Source organism: Streptomyces albicerus (assembly GCF_008905045.1).
Lineage (GTDB): Bacteria > Actinomycetota > Actinomycetes > Streptomycetales > Streptomycetaceae > Streptomyces > Streptomyces albicerus.
In genome coordinates this window covers 1-17,883 of the sequence record NZ_VWMY01000093.1, presented here as the reverse complement: position 1 = coordinate 17,883, position 17,883 = coordinate 1, and the positions used below count along the sequence as shown (strand labels likewise).

Here is a 17,883-nt window from a genome sequence, read left to right as displayed (position 1 = left end):
ACCGCCGGTCGGACAGCCCGCCTCGTGAAAGCGCGAGGCTAACCTCGATCGTTCATGAGTCTTCGTCGGTTCGCTGACGGGCACTCTGTGTTTGTGTGGTGGGGTGTTTTGGGGCTGGGGCAGGTTGAGGGCCCGGTTGTCGCGTCGGGTGGGCGCCGGGTTCCACTTCACCGGTGTGGTGGTGCGGGTTGTCGGGGTGGTTGAAGTGGCTGGTCAGTCGGGGTTAGGCAGGCTCTGCAGCCGGTGGATTGCGTGGGTGATGACGTGGGTCCAGGGCCATCGGTCTGGCAGTTGGAGCCGGTGGCGGCGTCCTGTGTGAATGAGATGGGCGGCGGCGGAGAACAGTCGGAGGCGGAGTTTCTTGGGTTCCCAGCGGCGGGTTTCTGCGGTCAGGGCGAGCATCGGCATCCAGGCGAGGAGGTCGAGCGCGAGGGAGATGATCTCCAGCCAGATCTGGTTTTGTGCGGTGTCGTGCAGGGGCAGGTTGCGCAGGCCGGTGTCGCGGGCGTTTCTGATGCGGTTCTCGCAGCGGGCCCGTCTGCGGTGGCGGAGTTCGAGGTCGGCGAGCTGCCCGTCGGTGGTGTTGGTGGCGAAGCAGGTGAGCCGCAGCCCGTCGAGGTCGGTGAAGCGCAACTGGGCTCCGGGGTGGGGTCGTTCTTTGCGGACGATCAGCCGCATGCCCTTGGGCCAGGTGAAGAGGTCGGGCATGTCGGTGATTTCTGCGATCCAGGCGCCGGGCCGCTCGGTGCCGCCGACGTCGTAGGCCGGTGTCCATGCTTGTCTCGGGATCTTCAGCACGGCCTGGTGGATGGCGTCGGTGATGGTCATTCCGACGGAGTACGACAGCCACCGGCCGGGCCGGGAAAGCCAGTCGAGGAAGGCGTGGGTGCCGCCGGCTGAGTCGGTGCGGATCAGTGTCTGCCGGCCCCGCCGCAGGCGCTTGGGCAGCTGGGCCAAGGCGAGTTGGGTGGTTGCGATGTGATCACTCGCGGTGGTGGAGCCGGCGTTGCCGGGCCGCAGCAGGGCGGCCGCGGGCTCCCCTGATCCGGCCTGGCCGTGGTCGACGAACGCGACCAGCGGATGGTGGCCGAAGGTCTTCTTCCAGGTCGCGGTGGCGTCGTGCTTCTCGGAGTGCGCGAGGACCAGCACGCCGTCGATGTCCGCGACGACCTGGCCGTTGGCCGCCGGGCTGCTCGCCCCGGCCAACTCCCACACCCGCGTCCGCACCTCGGATCGTGCACCCCTGATCGCGGCAAGGGCTTTCGGGCCGCCTGCGGCAAGGGTGTCGATGAGGCGGGAGACCGTCGGGTCGGAGGCAACCGGGCCGAACACGCCCGGCTCGGCCCTCAGCATGCCGACGTCGGCCAGACAGTCCCCGCCCAGCGTCACCGCCGGCGCGAGATCCAGCAGGATCTTGCCCGGATCGTGCACAGCCCGCGGCTTGCGCCACGGCGCCAACGCTGCCGATATCGCGCCGTCCAGACCGGACGTGCGGACCGTCTCGACCAACAGCACCGCCCCAGCCTGGCCAACCACTCCGCGTCCGCCGCCCCCGACACGGACACGCGGGTAGAACCCGATGGGCTTACTCACCTGAGAAGTGCTTCTTTCCGTGCAGCCAACAGGACTCTCGACAAGCCCTATCGCTGCAGGCCAGGAGCACTTCTCGCGCTTTTGATCATGCCTCGGACACCCCACCACGCGAAAGCGCGAGGTCAGACGCGCGGGACGCCGGCGCCACCGAGTGGCAAATGCGACAATACGGCAGGTACGCCTCGCCTCCGTCGTATGACCTGCTTCTCGTGACCTGCTTCTCGGGGGACGCAAGCGCAAGCCAAGGAGACCAATCCATGAAGAAGTGGACCCATTTCTCCGTGACCGCCGAGACCGGGCGGCTGTGGAGGATCACGTTCGACAGCCCGCCGATCAACCTGGTGTCCCCGGAGATGCTCACCGAGCTTCCGAAACTGGTCGACCAGATGGAGGCTGCTTCGGAGCTGCGCGTGGCCGTGTTCGAGTCGGCGAACTCCGAGTACTTCCTGAACCACTACGACACCTCCCGGGTCGCCGAGACCCCCAAGGAACTGGGCGCCACCGACCACCCACTCCTGATCGACGCCAGCACGCGCCTGTCACGTCTGCCGGTCGTGTCGATCGCCAAGGTCCGGGGCCGGGTCAGGGGTGTGGGCAGCGAGCTGATCCAGGCGATGGACATGCGTTTCGCCAGTGAGCGGGCGCTGTTCGGCCAGCCCGAGACCGCCAACGGCAACCTGCCCGGCGGCGGCGGACTGGAGCACCTGCCCCTGCTGCTCGGTCGTGCCCGCGCTCTGGAGGTGGCCCTGTCCAGCGACGACTACCCGGCTGAGCTGGCCGAGCGGTACGGCTGGGTCAACCGCACGGTCCCCGACGGCGAACTCGACGCGCTGGTCGACACCCTCGCCCGCCGGATCGCCTCCTTCGACAAGGAATCGATCGCCGCGGTCAAGCAGCAGGTCAACCGGTACACCCTGCCGTCCGCAGAGGACCTGCAGTCCTCCTACGACCTCTACATGCACTCATTCAACTGGCCGGGCTCCCAACGCAGGCTTCCGGCCGCGCTCGCCGCAGGACGCAATCAGGCAGGCGACTACGAGATGCGCCTGGGCTACTACCTCGGACGCCAGCCGGAAGGAGACACACAGTGAAGCTCGTGAACTGGGTCCGCAACGGTCAGACAGATTCGGCACAGTCGCCGAAGGAGGGCCGGGTGACGGGTACGCCATCGACGCCGCCGGCTTCGGCCCAGCCCTGACCAGCGTCGACGATGTGCTGCGCGCAGGGGTGCGTCCGGCCGCCCAGTGGCGCAGTTCGTCGAGCACCGGCCTGGCCGTGGTCGACGAACGCGACGAGCGGGTGATGGCCGAAGGTCTTCTTCCAGGTCGCGGTGGCGTCCTGCTTCTCGAGTGCGCAAGGACGAGCACGCCGTCGATGTCCACGATCACGTGACCGTCGGCGGCCGGATCGTTCGCTCCCGCCAGTTCCCAGACGCGCGACCGTACTTCGGCCCGCGCCGACCGGATCGCGGTGAGTGCCTTGGGTCCGGCTGCGGCGAGGGCGTCGATGAGCCGGGAGACCGTGGGGTCCGACGACACCGGGCCGAACACGTCGGGTTCGGCCCGCAGCATGGCGACATCGGCGAGGCAGTCCCCGCCCAGAGCCGTCGCTGGCGCGACATCCAGCAGGACCTTGCCCGGGTCGTGCACTGCCCGCGGCTTACGCCACGGCGCCAATGCCGCCGATATCGCGGTGTCCAGGCCGGACTTGCGGACTGTCTCGACCAGCAGCACTGCCCCGGCCTGCGAGACCGCCCCGCCGCCACCGCCACCGCCACCGCCCTCGACGCGGACACGCGGGTACAACCCGATACGCTTGCTCACCTGGAGAGTGCTTTTTTCCGTGCAGCCAACAGGACCCTAGACAAGTCCCATCGTTGCAGCTCAGAAGCACTCTCCGCTTATTTGATCAAGACATGGACGAGCATTCTCATGAAAGCGCGAGGCTAACGGCCCTGCAGGCCCTGCAGATGACTCGTCCAGCCGTCACCAAGGATCGACGCCGGGGCAGAGTCCCCCTCCAGAGCGCTCTCAGCGACGACGACCCGTTGACGTGCCTTCCCATCCGGTCCCAGCAAGGCCTGACGGCGGCGTCGGCGACACCCTGGGCGAGTTGGGCGTGTGCGAGCCGGGTCGTGGTGACTGCCCGGGACCGCCCGGCCGGTGCCTGCCAGACCTGCGAGCTCCAGCAAGCGATCGACGGGGGAGCGGCGGGACTGCCGGCCCCACGGCGGCTGGAGGGCCCGCCGCGCGGCTCCTGCGGCGAGTGCAGGTGCCGGATCTTCCTGACCGGCCCGGCGCTCGAGGACTGCTTGTGCAAGCCGTGCCGTACCGAGCTCACCGAGTTGGGTGGCCGCACCCCTGAGGTCACCCCCGTCGTGGCGCATCCGGAACGGACCGCGCCTGGTCGCAGCACCGGGCGCAGCTCGCCACGCGGCCGCCGAGCGAGGACATGGTGTCATGAGCCCCACGAGCACCGGGGGTGGCTTGAGCTGGTCTGGAGAGTGAACACCGCTGGTGGCCCGATGAGTTGGGGCGAAAGCTGGGGGTTTCATGCGGGGTGACAGGCGGCAGATCCAAACGGCGGTGATGGGCAGCGCAGACTCGGAGGAACCGCTGATGCTGCCGCTGGAGGCGATCGAGTTGGATGCTTTCCGCTATCGGCCCGAGCACGACACGTTCTGGTGCGGCCTGCTGCTGGGCGGCTGCGGCGGCATGTGACGACCAAGCACTACACCGACCGGGTCTGTTCCCTGTCGAGCTCTGCGTGTTGAGCTGACGTCGGCCTGTGTCACTGGACCAGGCATTGGTTCCTCCACGGTCACGCAGGGCTACGAGATGCCGCGGAGGAGGAGCGGTCTACAGCTGGCAAAGCAAGGTGCGCGGGTGCCGGTGCCACGGTGGGTAGTGAGGCAATGCGGGGCGCGCTGACGGTGCGCGTATGTGGCGCGACGGGCAAGGCGCGTGACCGGCAACGGGCGCGGCCTCTGTCACCTGATGTGCCACTACACTGCGGCCTTGCATCACAGGACACACACCAACTGGCCGAAAGCGAACGGGGAGTGGCATGGCTACGGGGGGATGGGGGCCGGGAAACGGCCCGGGTCAGCCTGGCGGCAACGGACCGGGAGGCCAGGGCGGCTGGGGCGCTCCCTACGGACCACCGCAGGGCGGCCCGTACGGTCCGCCACCACCGAATCCGGGCCCGTACCCGTACCCGAACCAGCCTCCGTACCCCTACGGCCCTCAGCCCACGAGGCCCGCCGCCCGGCGCCGCCGCGGCTGCCTGTCGTTGGGCTCTCCCTTTGGGCTCGTCGGCGCGATCCTGCGCTCCGCGCACCGCGTTGCCACCAGGCTCTTCGCACACGACGGTGACGGCCGGATCGAGGACCGCACCGTGGACCGCGTCCAGCTGGCCCGCACGGTGCTCGGTGCCGCCGCCACCGTCGCCCTGATCCTCGCCTACAACGCGGATCCGAACCGCTGGGAGGACGCGGCGTACGGCGGTGCCGCCCAACTCATCGTCGCCCCGTTCGTGCTGATCATCGCCGCGCCCCTGGTCATCATCGGATTCATCTACTACGCGCCCCCGCACCTGCGGCCGCATTTGCGCTCCCGGCTGCGCGCTCCGCTCAAGGCGGTCGGCTGGTACGTGCTGACGCTGGTCGTGATGGGCGGAATCCTCGTCCCGACGGCCCTGACCGTCGACGCCAACGACGGGAAGAGCTGGTGGGAGTACGCACTGGCCGTCGCCTCGCTGATCGTGATCGTGTGGGGTATTCCCTTCTTCTTCATGGCGTCGCTGTACTCGGCCCGTAGCGCCTTCAACAGCGCCCAGGTCCACCCGATGCTGCCGCCCGTCCTCACCCTGACGCTGGTGTGGGTGTTCGCGGCCTTCAGCCTGATCGGCGACGGTATGCCGGGGGGCCCGCCCATCGTCCAGTTCTGCGCCACGCTGGGCGGTCCGCTGTCGGTGACCGCTGTCTCGCTGTGGGAACTGCGGCGGATGAGGACCCGTTTCGGCGTCACCTTGCGCGCCTGATCCGGCTTGGGCGGGCGCCGCTTTCAGGTAAAGCGCGGACCTTCGGTGAAGGGGGTGTAAGGGTTCTCAGGGACAGAGCCAGGCGTGCCGGCCTGGGGTTTGGCTGGCTGGTGGTTCAGCACTCGCAGGTCGGCCGTTACTCGTACCGGTACTGCAGCGAGTCCACCTCCGCCCGTTCGATGTCGGCGATCGTCAGCTCCGGCATCCGCAGTTGGGCCGGCGTCACCTCGGCCGAGGTCGGCTGGGCGTTGGCCAGTAGTCCGTCGCTGCCCTACTGCCACCGAGGGCGGGCTGCCCGTCACACCAGAGCAAGGGCGGACCCCGTTCGTCTGTCGCCAATTGGCGACAGTTCCGTCAGGACAGAGCCGAGGGCCGACGCGGCGGTGGCACCGCCCGCAGCAGCTCCCACAGCGGTTGCGAACCCGCCGCCCACGTACCGAGCAGACGTCGGTCCACCATGTGCAGCCGCTGGGATTTCGCGAAGTCCTGGCCGGGCTTCGAGATCCGCCCGTTCGTCACCAGGACCACCACGTCCGCCTTGTGCACTGGGCGGGCCGTCCCGTTGAGGACCTGCAGGTCCGGAGTACCCACGGCTGAGCCGCGGTCACCGCCGTGGCGGTGCTTGCACTGGATCACCCAGCGCCGTCCGAACGGGTCCGTGGCCTTCACATCGGCGCCCAGGTCACCGCCCCCGCCTGGCACCCGACGACCGGACGCCGCGGCAGGCGTACGTCACCAGCCGGGAGAACCAGTAGCCACCGGTCCGGTCGTCCGTTAGGGGATCCCTATCCGGACGGATCGTCTGTGGTGAAGAACAGGATCGATCCGGCAGGGACGTCACGATCGCCTCGGAACACAGCGCCACGAGATCCTTGGGTGACCCGAAGCCCGCGCTGATCCGCCGTCGGGCACTCAGCGCCTGGTCTCGTACCTGGTCAGCACCACGCCGTCGGGAAACGTCCGGGTCTCCACCAGGCTCAGGTTCACCCAGTTGTCCAGGGCTGTGAAGAACGGCGTGCCGCCGCCCACCAGGACCGGATGGGTGACGATCGCGTACTCGTCGATCAGCCCGGCCCGCATGGCCGCCGCGGCGAGCGTGGCACCGACGATGTCCATGGGGTCGCCGTCGTCGGCCTTGAGCCTGGTGATCTCGGTGACCGCGTCGCCGGTGACCAGACGGGTGTTCCAGTCGACCGTGCTGATCGTAGAGGAGAACACCACCTTCGGCATGTCCCGCCAGCGGCCGGCGTACTCGATCGCCGCCGGTGTGGCACCCGGCTGCTTGTCGGCGGTCGGCCAGTGGGAGCTCATCGTCTCCCACAGCTTGCGCCCGTACAGCGCCAGGCCCGTCGCGCCCACCCGGTCGGACCACCACTGGAACAGCTCGTCGCTAGGCACGCTCCAGCCGAGGTCGTCGCCGGGCGCGGCGATGTAGCCGTCCAGGCTCATGTTCATGGCGAAGGCCAGTTTCCGCATGGCGTCAGCCTCTCGTGAGTCGGTATTCGGCGTACAGACCAGCACGGCGCGCAAAACTCATCGGTCAGGCCACACCGAGGGCCAATTGACCACCACGCCAAGCAGATGCTCCGTACGGAAGGAAACCGGGTCTTCGAACTTGAGCGGGGTCTGGTCTCGGGTGGCCTGCCGCACCGTCACTGACGGTCAGCGGAAGGGGAGTTGGGCCCTGGACGCAGGAAGCCCGTGGTCGTAAGTGATCATGACTGTTCTCTACGCAGCTTGATCACCTGGACACACGGGCTTGGACAACAATACGACGTTGCTGCTCGACCTGGACGGCCTGCCCGTGGCCAAGGTCGAGCGGCTCGCGGACGGCACCCGGCGCACGATCTCGTCGATCAGGGAACCGGAGTGGGTGGAGCCGTCATCGGTGACTACGCTGAGCACGGGCGGGCCTTCCCGACCCGCGCTGCGAACGCGGGCCTACTCGGAGACCTTCAGAGGATCATTCGGGAAGGTACGCCCTTGGCGTTCGACCCGAGGCTGATCCACAGGTTCCGAGCATTGCTCCTCAGTGTCCGCATTCAGTCACCGTGGTCGTCGGCACCTGGCTGGACCTTGTTGTCCCGGGTCTGGATTACTGCGGCGGCGCGGTGCAGCTCGGCGAGAACCGTGCGGACGGCATTGCGGGCGATGCGTTCGGGACGGTGCAGTACGTCGATGTGGCGGTGGGTGTGTACACCGCTGAGCGGTTTGAGGACGACCGCGGGGTGGGGACGCGCGGTCCAACGCGGCATGAGTGCGAGGCCGCCGCCGGCTGCCACGAGCTCGGCGACCACGGAGAATTCGTTGACGCGGTGGACGATGTCGGGCCGGCGGTTTGCGGCAGTGGCGATGGCCTCGATGGTGGCCAGCAGCGGGAATCCGTCGTGCACGGTGATCCAGGGCTGATCGGCCACGTCCTGCGGGGACAGCTGGCGCCGTGCGGCCAACGGGTGGTCGATGGGTACCGCGATGTCGAGCGGTTCGCGCAGCAGCGTGGTGGCGGTCACGGTGCGCGGCCATGCCGGAGCGTGGTCGAGCCGGTGGGCGAGCACGAGGTCGTAGTCGCGGGTGAGGCGGGGGAAGTGGTTCTGGGCTACGTCCTCGTCGGCGAGCGCCAGGCGGGGGCGGCCCGGGCCGGTGAGGCCGCGCAGCAGAAGAGGGAAGAACGTGGCCGCTCCACTGTGGAAGGCGGCCACCGAGACGACGCCGTCGGGCTGTTCGACGTAGTCGGTGACGGCGTTCCGTGCTCGTGCCAGGGCGGTCTCCACCTCGATCGCGGCGTCGGCCAGTGCCTGCCCGGCCTCGGTAAGCACCACCCGGCGTCCCGCGCGTTCGGTGAGCGGCACGGGGATCGAGCGTTGCAGCAGCCGCAGTTGCTGCGAGACCGCCGAGGGCGTGACCAGCAGGGCTTCGGCGACCGCGGTGACGCTGCCGAGTTCTCTCAGTTCCCGCAGGATCCGCAGTTGTCGTGCATCCACTTCAATAGTGTAGGGCTGCTACAGCGTAGTTTCAGAGGTTGGTACTGGGCTTCAGTTTCCTGGTCGGGCAGCGTGTGGCGCATGCGTGATGCCCGCCGTACCGACCTGATACTTCTCCTCGTTGCGATCGTCTGGGGTTCCAGCTACCTGTCGGCGAAGACGGCCACCGCCGTTCTGCCGGTCCTCGTGGTGCTGTTCGCCCGGTATGCCATCTCGGCGGTCGCCTGCCTAGGTCTGGTCGCCTCCCGTGGGGCGTCCCGACGCTGGACCCGCCCCGAGCTCCGCGTGGGGGCGCTGCTGGGCGTCACGCAGGCGGCGGTCCTGGTGCTGGAGACGTACGGGGTGGCACATACCAGCGCCGCCAACGCGGGCCTGATCATCAGCCTGACCATCGTGCTGACGCCGCTGCTGGACCGCACGGGTGGCGGCGGCAGGCTGCCTCTGACGTTCTTCGCGGCTGCCGGTCTGTGCGTCCTGGCCGTGGGGCTCCTTCTGTCCGGCACCGGACTGCACACCGTGCGGACCGGCGACCTGCTGATGCTCGCCGCCGCAGCGGTGCGTGCCGGACACGTCGCACTCGTCGGTCGACTCTCCGTGGGCCGCACTCTGCGCCCGCTGCACCTCACGGCCGTCCAGTCCCTCGTCGGCTCCGCACTCTTTCTGGCACCCGCCGCGTCCAACCTGGGGACGCTGGCGCACAGCGATGCCATGACCTGGGCTCAGCTCGCTTATCTGGCTCTGTTCTGCAGCCTCTTCGCCTTCCTGGCGCAGACATGGGCGGTGCAGCGGACGTCAGCCAGCCGGGCCAGCCTCCTGCTGGGCACCGAACCGGTCTGGGCGGTCGCGGTGGGAATCGGCCTCGGCGGCGAAAGGCTCACCGTCCTGTCTGCCCTCGGTGCGTCGCTCATGGTCGCCGGAACCTATTGGGGTCAGGCCATCGAGCGCGCCCACCGCACCGGCCCGGAGCGGGACACCGCAGTCCTCATGACTGCCGACCCACCCCACGGCGCCCACCACAGCGGCGCCGCGGCAGAGCCCGTCCATTCACAGAATGGAGCGGTGGTCGCGCCTTCAGGACACAAGCTGACGAAGACGTGATCACGGTTCCCGCCCGCCGGACAAAGCCGCTGAGGAAGACCCGTCCGTGGTAACGTATCAGCCGTTACGCAACGACTGTTATGTAAAAAGGGCGGGCGGATGCCGAGACAGGTGGACCACGAAGAGCGGCGGGAGGCGATCTCCCAAGCTGTATGGCGGGTCGTCTCGGACAGCGGACTGGAGGGCCTGACCCTGCGCGCGGTCGCCGCCGCAGCGGGCTGCACCACGGGAATGGTCACGCACTACTTCGCCGACAAGAAGGCGCTCCTGGCCCATGCCCGCACCGAGATGCACCGTCGGATGGCGGCGCGCATCGACACCCTTCCCGTCGGCGAGAACGCCCGCGACACGCTGTACGCCGTGGCCGAGCAGGCCCTGCCCCTGGACGCCGAGCGGCATCTGGAGGCCGCCGTCTGGTCCCAGTTCCTCCTCAGCACCCGAAACGACCCCGCACTGCTCGCCGAGCACATCCGCAGTCACGCCTCCTGGATCAGCCGCCTGACTGGTCTGGTGCAGGCAGCCTGCCTCGACCGCCCGGAACCAGCCGACCTCCACATCCGGGTACGCGGCCTCGTCGCATGTCTGGACGGGCTCGCCCTGAACGCCGTGACCGACCCGGCCGCCTATCCGCCCGACCTCCAGCGGCGCGTCCTGGAAACCCAGCTCGACCTGATCTTCGAACGGAACGGAAGCCTGTGACCTCGCCCGACCCCATCATCACCGCCGTGACGGCCGACGACCCGAGGATCGAGCAGCTGGTACGCGACCTCGACGCCGACCTCACGGCGCGTTACCCGGACGAGCCGTGCACCGGCGGCGCCCACATCAGCCCCGGGATCCGCTTCCTGCTCGCCGAAGCCGACGGCCGGCCGGTCGGCTGCTGCGCCGCGCAGCCCTTCCCGTTCCCGGACAGCGCCGCCGAACTGAAGCGCATGTACGTCATGCCAGAGGCGCGCGGCCGGGGCATAGCCGCTCACCTCCTGGCCGAGGCCGAGCGCACCGCCACCGCCCTCGGCCACACCGAGATGCGCCTGGAGACGGCTGTCCACCAGCCCGAGGCCATCGCGCTGTACACCCGCGCCGACTATGCCCTCATCCCCAACTACCCGCCCTACCAGCACAAGACGCTCAGCCGCTGCTACGCCAAGCCGCTGGCGCTGCCCGAAGCGGGGCCGGAGGACCGGGAGGAGATCACGGCCTTCCTCGCGGGCCAGGGGCTCTCGCCCCAGGACGTCCTGGCGCCCGGCACTCGTTACTGGCTCACCAGGGATGCCGCGGGGCCGGCCACGACCGTGGGCCTGGAGCGGCAGGGTCACTGCGTGCTGCTGCGCAGCGTCGCGGTCCGCCCCGATCTTCGGGGGTGCGGAGCCGCGCGGCGGCTGGTGCGGCGCGTTCTCACGGAGGCGGCCGCGCAGGGCGGGCGTACGGCGTACTTGTTCTCCACGGGCGCCGGACCGGTGTGGGAACGGCTGGGCTTTCGGCCGGTGCCGGTCGCCGAAGCTGCCGAGGCCCTGTCCGATGCGCCACAGGTCCGCCAGTACCGGGCGACCGGAACTCTGACCGACGAAGCCGCATGGCGCCATGACCTCGTCGATGTCACAACGGGCAAGCTGCCGCCCATGAGTGCTGACCACTCCGCCGCCGATGCCCCGCACACCGCTGCGGCCATCGGTAGATGAGACAGGCCGCTTCCGGGCTGCCGCGCCCTTTCTGGTGGTTGTGGGCGAGCATTCTGATCGGCCGCCTCGGCTCCTTCGTCGCCCCTTTCCTGATCCTGTATCTGACGGCGGAACGCGGCTACTCGGCGAGCTTCGCCGGACTGGTCGCGGCGCTCTTCGGAGCGGGCGGCGCGGCTGCCTCTGTGGTGGGCGGCATTCTGGCCGACCGAGTGGGGCGGCGGACCACCCTGCTGGTCGCGCAGGTGACGGCGGCCGGGCTGACCGCAGCCCTGGGTTTCGCTGACCAGCCCCTGCTGATCGCTGCACTCGCGTGCGCGGCCGGCGCGGCGAGCGGCGCCTCCCGCCCGGTGGTCCAGACGGTCATGGCGGACCTGGTTCCTCCAGCAGACCGGGTGCGGGCGTTCTCTCTGTATTACTGGGCTGTCAACATCGGCTTCGGCGTCGCCGCGGCAAGCGCCGGATTCATCTCCTCCCACGGATACCGGTGGCTGTTCCTCATAGAGGCGGCCGCAACGTTGCTCTCCACGCTCGTGATCGCCGTCAGACTTCCGGAGACCATGACCAACCAGGCGGACACCGAAGGAGAAGGCGTCGATGAGAAGAGCGCCGGTTTTCGAACGGTGCTGCGGGACAGGCCGTTCCTGGCAGCCGTGGGCCTGTCCTTCCTCCTGATCGTAGTGTTCCAACAGGCGGCCGCCGGACTGCCGGTGGCCATGGACCGCGACGGCCTCACCCCGGCCCAGTACGGGCTGGTGATCAGTCTGAACGGCATCCTCATCGTCGCCCTGCAACTGCCGCTCGGCCGCAGACTCGACGGCTCGAACCCGGGCCGCCTGCTCGTCCTGGCCGCGCTGCTGTGCGGAGGCGGCTTCGGCCTCAACGCCCTCGCCGGAAGCGCGGCCGTGTACGCGATCGCCGTCGTGGTGTGGACGCTGGGGGAGATCGTGCACTCGCCGGTGAACATGGGCCTGATCGCACGGTTCTCGACAAGCACTGCCCGAGGCCGCTACCAGGGCATCCACGCGCTGTCCTGGGCCATTGCCACCATGGCCGCGCCCCTGTGCGCCGGCATCGTCATCGACCGTTTCGGCCCCGACACCTTGTGGGCCGCCTGCACGGTTCTCGGTGTCTGCGCCGCTGTCGGCTACTGGGCCCTGCTGCTGCGAGGGCCAGACCGTCACCGGCACGCACCACACCCCGGCATCCCGACCGTGCGGCCCCGGCGTGCCCCGCGGCACCCGCACCGCTAGACGCCGCCTCACAACCCACCGACACCTCGCACCACATCCCCGGACGAGTGACAGCGTGAGCCGCAGCCCGAATCACCGTCGCCGACCTCTGCACCAGCGGGGCGGGCCTGGACACCGGCGTCGACGGCGCCAACGCCATCGACGCCTTCAACTCCGGCAAGGTGCCATGATGTTCAACAGCAGCGGCGCGGCCGCCAACCGTCAAGAACGGCGCCACCCTTCTTGTACACGGTCAAGCCCTACCCCCTCTCCGGCCCCAAGTCCGCCTCCGGGCCCCTCATCGGCGGCTCGGCCCTGTGGGTCGGCGGGCCCGGCCACAGCGGCGCCGAGCAGGTTGCCTCCCGTTGTATCGATCAGCGGGCCTGCCCGAACGAACAGAGTTCCTACTGTTTCTCCCCCTGTCCGGCCACGTTCGCGTCCTGTCGTAGCCTCTGTGCATGCAGGTCATGGAGTCGGGCGGAGGTCAGCTGGCGGTAGTGCGTCCCCCGTCGGGCGGGTTCCCGCGGCACAGCCACGACGAGTACGTGATCAGCGTCAACCTCTGCGGCCTGGAGCGGGTCCGGCTGGATCGCACCTCGTTCGACGTGGGCCTGGACGAGTTCACCGTTTACAACCCCGGCCAGGTCCAGTCGTGCACCACCCAGGTCCCGCCCGAGATGTCCTTCGTGGCCGTGAGCTGGTACGTCCCGGCAACGGTGGTGGAATCGCTGACCGGCGATGCCGCAGTCGACTTCGAACGGCCCGTCGTCCGTTCTCCGCACCTACGCGCCGAGTTCCTCGCTGCCGCCAGGGCATTCCGCAAGCTGGCACCGGAGGGACACCCTTCGCCCGCCGAATCCGCTGCTCTGGTTCAGGAGCGACTGGTGCTGGTGCTGTCCCGGCTGCTCGACCTGGCCGCAGGACGGCGCGCGCGTGCTCCAGAGCCCGCTGACGCCCGGATCGCCGCGGTGCTTGACCGGCTCCGCACCGACCTGTCCGGCGCGCCCCGACTGGCCGAGCTGGCCGACGAGGCAGGCATGTCCCGGGAGCATCTGATCCGGACGTTCACCCGCGCCACCGGCGCCCCGCCCTACGCCTGGCACCTGTCGGCCCGGCTGGCCGAGGGGCGGCGTCGGCTGCGTAGAGGCGAGCCCGTCGCCGACGTCGCGCACGGGCTCGGCTTCGCCGACCAGGCGCATTTCCACCGCCACTTCACCGCGGCGTACGCCATCACGCCGGGCCGGTACCGTCGGCTGTCCCAGATCAACATCTGACAAGACCGGACGGCCCGCCCCCACGCACAGTGGCTGCCATGTTCGAGATCTTCATGGTGGCTATGTGGTTGGGGCTGGTGTTCAACGCGGCACCAGGCGCGGTGTTCAGCGAGTCCCTGCGACGCGGGATACGGGGTGGGTTCCGCCCGGCCTTCGCGGTCCAGGTCGGCTCGCTTGTGGGCGATGCTGTGTGGGCGGTGCTCGGCCTGGCAGGCGTGGGGGCGCTGTTCGCGGTGCCGGCCTTGCGCGTGCCACTCACGGCGACCGGGTGCTTGCTGCTGGCCTGGTTGGGGGCAGCGGGCCTACGCGACGCACTCGCGCGGAAGGTGCCCGGTCCGACGGCGGAGCCGTACGACAAACAGGACCGCAAGGCCATGGCTGTGGGAGCGGGCATGTCGCTGGCGAACCCATGGAACGTCGTCTACTGGTCGGGGGCGGCCGGTGGGGTGGGCGCCATCCTGGGCTCGGGCGGCACGACGAAGCTGGGCGTCTTCTTCGCCGGGTTCATGGCCTCCTCAATGCTGTGGTGCCTGATCTCGGCGGGGGTCATCGTGGTGCTACGCAGGGCGCTGCCGTCAGTGGCCATACGTGTGCTCGAAGCCTGCTGCGGTGTCTCGCTCCTGGTCTTCGCGATTCTTCAACTGTGCCGGCTCATGTGACGAGCGGTGCGCTGGGAGATGTGACGGACCGTGCGGCTACGATCCGTTCCGGTCTGCCCGGGTGTGAGAAGCCGTCGATCAACGGGAGAGTGAGGAACTCGGCCTGTACGAGGTCGAGGACCTGCTCGAAAAAGCCCTCCAGGACCCCACCTGGAAACGCTGCGGCCACACCGTACGCGGCCGGGACGGCTGCCGGCCTGTAGCAGCACAGGTCTCCCAGTGATCAACGCGGCGGACCCCGGGCCGTCGGCCCGGGGTCCGTCGCTCAGCAAGCCCGGCAGGATCAGCGAGCCGCCTCCACGTCCAACTCGTCGACCGGAACGGAGCGCAGGTCGGCCGGCGGGTCGCTGTAGTCGGTGTTGAACGGCGGTGCCTGGTTGGTCCACTTCATCGTGAACGTCGTGTAGCTCAGCAGGTCGCCCTTCTTTCTGCCGTCGCCGCTGCGGGTGGACACCATCTCTTGACCGAGCGGCATGCCCGTCGACTTGTCGAAGATCAGGCGGCGTTCGGTGCCGGGCGCGTACTCGGCGGTGAGGGCGACGGCGTAGCCGGTGCGGCCGGCGTGGTCCTTGACGTCGCCGAGGGAGCGCACGCCGGGCTCGGCGGCGAGGAGGCGGTAGGCGGCGGCGCGCAGGGCCGGGGTGGACGGCAGGGTCGTGGCGAGCTGGACGGCGTCCTCGACGACGATCCGGTCGAGGGTCCATTCGGGGCCGTTGTAGTGCTTGTCGACCAGTTCGAAGAGGCGCTTGCGGAGGGCCTTGGCATCGGTGGGCAGCGTGGGTAGGAGGCGCAGGGGAACTTCCCCCATCGGCACGCTGTCCGCGATTCCGCCGGGGGCGTCGTGTGCGATCTCGCCCTTGCCGGCGTAGGTGACGATCTCCCCGGTCACGTCCCTCATGTCCCACGACATGGGGGACCCGTCCGCCTTCCACGCCGCCTCGTCGGCTTCCGTCGCCGGACGGGCGCCTACGTCCAGCGACTGCGACCAGTACCTGTTCTTGGCGGCGGCCGTCCACCACCGCACCTCTTGGCGGATGTCGATGCTGTAGTTCTTGCCGGGCACCTTCTGGCGGTCGGCGAGCGTTTCCACCACGTACCAGTACTTGCCGGAGGCGGCCGGTTGCCGCTCGACGTGGGACGCGGCAGCGAGAAGGACCTGGCTGCCTGAGCCCAACGTCGCGGAGGGCGCGGGTCCCGGCCGCTCCGGCGCGGTGTCGGTCATCACCACAGCCGCCACCACCGACGCCGTGGCCAGGGCGAGACCCGACAGGAGAGGGCGGCGCACCCTCGCGCTGCGGGTGGCGGCGCGAGCCCTGCGCGACGCGCGCGGAAGGCTCATGAGCGTTGCGAGCTCCTCCTGCCGAACCTGCGAGGGTGTGGGGAGGCCGGGGTCGAGGTGGGCGGGGCGGGCGGCGGCCAGGCGCTGCAGGACGTCGTTCTTCACCGGGCTTCCTTTCCTACGGTGATCCGGGCTCGGGTGGACACGCGCCGCGCAGTTGCGGCCTCCTGCATGAGCGGGGAGGCCGACGCGGCCTGGTTGAGGCGCATACGCGCCCGGTGCAGGCGGACCCGCAGCGTGATGGGCGAGCAGCCGACCACGCGGGCCGCCTCCGCCGGGGTCAGTCCCTGCCACGCGGAGAGGATGAGCAGGTCGCGATCGTCCTCCGGCAGCGTGGCCAGCGCCTTGAGCAGCGCGCTGCGCTCGGACACGTCCTCGGCGACGTCCGCCTCGGCCTGGCCCGTCCAGGCGCCCAGCTCGGCGGCGAGCATCGCGCGCCTGGCCTCCGCCCGGATGCTGTCCCGCAGGATGTTGCGGGCGACCCCGAGCAGCCATGGCAGCGGCTGCTCCGGTACGTCTTCCAGCCTGCGCCAGGCCACGGTGAACGTCTCGCTCACCACCTCGTCGGCGACCTGCCGTCCCGCGCGGCTGACCACGTAGGCCCACACGCGTTGCCGGCAGCCGTCGTAGATTGCGGTGAAACGATCCGCGTCGTCGTCGGGCACTGCCGCACCTCCTGTCCCTCCCGGTGTGTTCTGTCATCGAGTAGTGGTCCCGGTCAGGCGATCGTTACAGCGGTACGCCAGGAAAAACGCCCAAGGAACGAGGCATACGTCACACAGAGCGCGCAACGAACCCCGAGCGAACACCCCAACGTGTCGGCCGACTCCTCGGCGTCCTCCTACTGCGAGACATCGAAGAAACCATGCGGCTGCACGGGACCGCGATTCTGACGCCGGACATACCCTGCCCCACGAAAAAGCGGTACGTGCCCCGCACTTCGGAGACCACCGGTGCCGACGCCCTGAACGCTTGACCCGGAGCGTTGATCACTCACCAGCACTCGGCATAGGTTTCAGCACGTGACGAACGTTCGAATCGGTGTGATGTACGACCGCGACTGGGCCCCGGAGGGGTTGCCCAGGTTCGCGCGGGATGTCGAGGCGCTGGGAGTAGACGACCTGTGGGTGGTCGAGGACCTCGGATGGAATGGGGGAATCTCGGCCGCCTCCCTGGCGCTGGGAGCGACGGAGCGGCTGCGGGTGGGCATCGGGATCATGCCTGCGCCGTTGCGCAGTCCGGCGTTGCTGGCGATGGAGTTGGCGACGCTGACGCGGGTGTTCCCGGGGCGGCTTGTTGCCGGGATCGGGCACGGGGTGCCGGAATGGATGGCCTCGGTCGGCGTCGCGGCGCGGTCGCCGCTCGCCCTGCTGGAGGAGACGATCAGCTCCGTGCGCGCGCTGCTGCGCGGGGAGCGCGTCGAGCTGGAAGGGCGGGAGGTTCGGCTGGCCGGCATCCAGATGGTGCATCCGCCTCTTGAGCCGCCCCCGGTGGTCGCGGGCGTGGTGCGGCCCCGCTCGCTGGAGCTGTCCGGGCGAGTCGCGGACGGCACACTGATCGCCGAGGGCCACGGCCCGCATGATGTGAAGAGCGCTCGGGCGTTGGTCGACAAGGGCGGAGCCTCTGCCGACCATACTCTGACGGTGCTCGCCTTCTGCTGCGTGGGCGACGATGCCGAAGAGGTGGCGCGGGCGCTGCGGCCCTGTGCCGAGGGCCACGGCGCCTGGCTCGGCCGCTCGCCGGAGCAGGTATTCACGGTCTCGGGCAGGGCTGAAGAAGCTGCCGAAGGGGTCCGCGCGCTGGAGGTGGCCGGAGCGGGCACGGTCGTGTTGCGGATGGTCGGCCCTGAACCGGTGCGGCAGCTCGGGACCGTTCTGAAAGCCCTCGGGCGCCAAGCTCTGAACTAGGCGGTGTTTCTCGGATCTCCTGATGTGAGTGGGGTGTTGGGGTCAGGCTGGCGGTATGGGCCGTGGGGATTTAACGAATGCGG

At 69.4% G+C, this 17,883-nt stretch carries 15 protein-coding genes and 3 pseudogenes; 10 read left to right on the top strand and 8 right to left on the bottom strand.

The genetic code is table 11. From position 1 onward, the window contains the following. Window positions 1-213: 213 nt before the first annotated feature. Complete coding sequence (locus GAS53_RS48115; protein ID WP_151484119.1) at window positions 214-1,593, bottom strand: IS1380 family transposase; 1,380 nt, start codon at window positions 1,591-1,593, stop codon at window positions 214-216. Between the two features lie 257 nt (window positions 1,594-1,850). Between GAS53_RS48115 and GAS53_RS48110 the strand changes: the two genes are divergently transcribed. Continuing rightward, the gene (locus tag GAS53_RS48110) at window positions 1,851-2,684 is read left to right on the top strand and encodes an enoyl-CoA hydratase/isomerase family protein (protein ID WP_151484118.1); all 834 of its coding nucleotides are present in this window, start codon (window positions 1,851-1,853) and stop codon (window positions 2,682-2,684) included. 109 nt (window positions 2,685-2,793) lie between these two features. Here GAS53_RS48110 and GAS53_RS48105 read toward each other — a convergent pair. Further along, window positions 2,794-3,416 (bottom strand): annotated as a pseudogene (locus tag GAS53_RS48105) (transposase); the annotation flags it as partial. A 765-nt stretch (window positions 3,417-4,181) separates the two neighbouring features. On the opposite strand from GAS53_RS48105, the gene GAS53_RS57860 reads away from it, so the two are divergent. Both GAS53_RS57860 and GAS53_RS48090 read left to right on the top strand, forming a co-directional pair. Further along, entirely contained in the window at window positions 4,182-4,313 is a 132-nt protein-coding gene (locus GAS53_RS57860) for a hypothetical protein (protein WP_263974244.1), read from the top strand. 571 nt (window positions 4,314-4,884) lie between these two features. Continuing rightward, window positions 4,885-5,634: a hypothetical protein gene (locus GAS53_RS48090; RefSeq protein WP_225859573.1), complete on the top strand. Its 750-nt coding sequence runs from the start codon at window positions 4,885-4,887 to the stop codon at window positions 5,632-5,634. 136 nt (window positions 5,635-5,770) lie between these two features. Here the strand turns inward: GAS53_RS48090 and GAS53_RS58640 are convergent. The 4 genes and pseudogenes from GAS53_RS58640 to GAS53_RS48070 form a co-directional block, all read right to left on the bottom strand. After that, window positions 5,771-5,893: pseudogene (locus tag GAS53_RS58640) on the bottom strand (MSMEG_1061 family FMN-dependent PPOX-type flavoprotein); the annotation flags it as partial. 95 nt (window positions 5,894-5,988) lie between these two features. Next, window positions 5,989-6,330: pseudogene (locus GAS53_RS48080) on the bottom strand (restriction endonuclease); the annotation flags it as partial. Between the two features lie 216 nt (window positions 6,331-6,546). Continuing rightward, a complete protein-coding gene (locus tag GAS53_RS48075; RefSeq protein ID WP_151484114.1) occupies window positions 6,547-7,110 on the bottom strand; it encodes a dihydrofolate reductase family protein in 564 nt (187 codons plus the stop codon). A 566-nt stretch (window positions 7,111-7,676) separates the two neighbouring features. Further along, complete coding sequence (locus GAS53_RS48070; protein WP_151484113.1) at window positions 7,677-8,615, bottom strand: LysR family transcriptional regulator; 939 nt, start codon at window positions 8,613-8,615, stop codon at window positions 7,677-7,679. A gap of 81 nt (window positions 8,616-8,696) precedes the next feature. On the opposite strand from GAS53_RS48070, the gene GAS53_RS48065 reads away from it, so the two are divergent. The 6 genes from GAS53_RS48065 (at window position 8,697) to GAS53_RS48040 (ending at window position 14,554) form a co-directional block, all read left to right on the top strand. Next, window positions 8,697-9,713, top strand: a complete 1,017-nt coding sequence (locus GAS53_RS48065) for a DMT family transporter (RefSeq protein WP_151484112.1) — start codon at window positions 8,697-8,699, stop codon at window positions 9,711-9,713. Window positions 9,714-9,812: 99 nt separating this feature from the next. Then, window positions 9,813-10,412, top strand: a complete 600-nt coding sequence (locus GAS53_RS48060; protein WP_151484111.1) for a TetR/AcrR family transcriptional regulator — start codon at window positions 9,813-9,815, stop codon at window positions 10,410-10,412. After that, window positions 10,409-11,392, top strand: coding sequence for a GNAT family N-acetyltransferase (locus GAS53_RS48055; RefSeq protein WP_151484110.1), 984 nt, complete (start codon window positions 10,409-10,411; stop codon window positions 11,390-11,392). Before GAS53_RS48060 ends, GAS53_RS48055 begins: the two co-directional genes overlap by 4 nt. Beyond that, window positions 11,389-12,642 carry an MDR family MFS transporter gene (locus GAS53_RS48050; RefSeq protein ID WP_151484109.1) on the top strand — a complete coding sequence of 418 codons (1,254 nt, stop codon included), beginning with the start codon at window positions 11,389-11,391 and terminating at the stop codon, window positions 12,640-12,642. The genes GAS53_RS48055 and GAS53_RS48050 overlap by 4 nt, the downstream gene beginning before the upstream one ends. A 437-nt stretch (window positions 12,643-13,079) precedes the next feature. Then, entirely contained in the window at window positions 13,080-13,895 is an 816-nt protein-coding gene (locus GAS53_RS48045) for an AraC family transcriptional regulator (protein ID WP_151484108.1), read from the top strand. A 38-nt stretch (window positions 13,896-13,933) separates the two neighbouring features. Beyond that, entirely contained in the window at window positions 13,934-14,554 is a 621-nt protein-coding gene (locus GAS53_RS48040; protein ID WP_151484107.1) for a LysE family transporter, read from the top strand. A gap of 283 nt (window positions 14,555-14,837) precedes the next feature. On the opposite strand, the gene GAS53_RS48035 is transcribed toward GAS53_RS48040, so the two are convergent. Continuing rightward, window positions 14,838-15,998 carry a CU044_5270 family protein gene (locus GAS53_RS48035; RefSeq protein WP_151484106.1) on the bottom strand — a complete coding sequence of 387 codons (1,161 nt, stop codon included), beginning with the start codon at window positions 15,996-15,998 and terminating at the stop codon, window positions 14,838-14,840. Then, complete coding sequence (locus GAS53_RS48030) at window positions 15,995-16,558, bottom strand: RNA polymerase sigma factor (RefSeq protein WP_151484105.1); 564 nt, start codon at window positions 16,556-16,558, stop codon at window positions 15,995-15,997. The genes GAS53_RS48035 and GAS53_RS48030 overlap by 4 nt, the downstream gene beginning before the upstream one ends. A gap of 357 nt (window positions 16,559-16,915) precedes the next feature. Here GAS53_RS48030 and GAS53_RS48025 point away from each other — a divergent pair, with 357 nt between their 5' ends. Further along, a complete protein-coding gene (locus tag GAS53_RS48025) occupies window positions 16,916-17,800 on the top strand; it encodes an LLM class flavin-dependent oxidoreductase (RefSeq protein WP_151484104.1) in 885 nt (294 codons plus the stop codon). The last annotated feature ends 83 nt before the right edge of the window (window positions 17,801-17,883 follow it).

What these genes read in the sequence shown, in the direction of transcription:
- GAS53_RS48110 (WP_151484118.1), top strand. Translation starts at nt 1,851, where the DNA reads ATGAAGAAGTGGACCCATTTCTCCGTGACCGCCGAGACCGGGCGGCTG.
- GAS53_RS57860 (WP_263974244.1), top strand. Translation starts at nt 4,182, where the DNA reads ATGGGCAGCGCAGACTCGGAGGAACCGCTGATGCTGCCGCTGGAGGCG.
- GAS53_RS48075 (WP_151484114.1), bottom strand. Translation starts at nt 7,110, where the DNA reads ATGCGGAAACTGGCCTTCGCCATGAACATGAGCCTGGACGGCTACATC.
- GAS53_RS48065 (WP_151484112.1), top strand. Translation starts at nt 8,697, where the DNA reads ATGCGTGATGCCCGCCGTACCGACCTGATACTTCTCCTCGTTGCGATC.
- GAS53_RS48060 (WP_151484111.1), top strand. Translation starts at nt 9,813, where the DNA reads ATGCCGAGACAGGTGGACCACGAAGAGCGGCGGGAGGCGATCTCCCAA.
- GAS53_RS48050 (WP_151484109.1), top strand. Translation starts at nt 11,389, where the DNA reads ATGAGACAGGCCGCTTCCGGGCTGCCGCGCCCTTTCTGGTGGTTGTGG.
- GAS53_RS48045 (WP_151484108.1), top strand. Translation starts at nt 13,080, where the DNA reads ATGCAGGTCATGGAGTCGGGCGGAGGTCAGCTGGCGGTAGTGCGTCCC.
- GAS53_RS48040 (WP_151484107.1), top strand. Translation starts at nt 13,934, where the DNA reads ATGTTCGAGATCTTCATGGTGGCTATGTGGTTGGGGCTGGTGTTCAAC.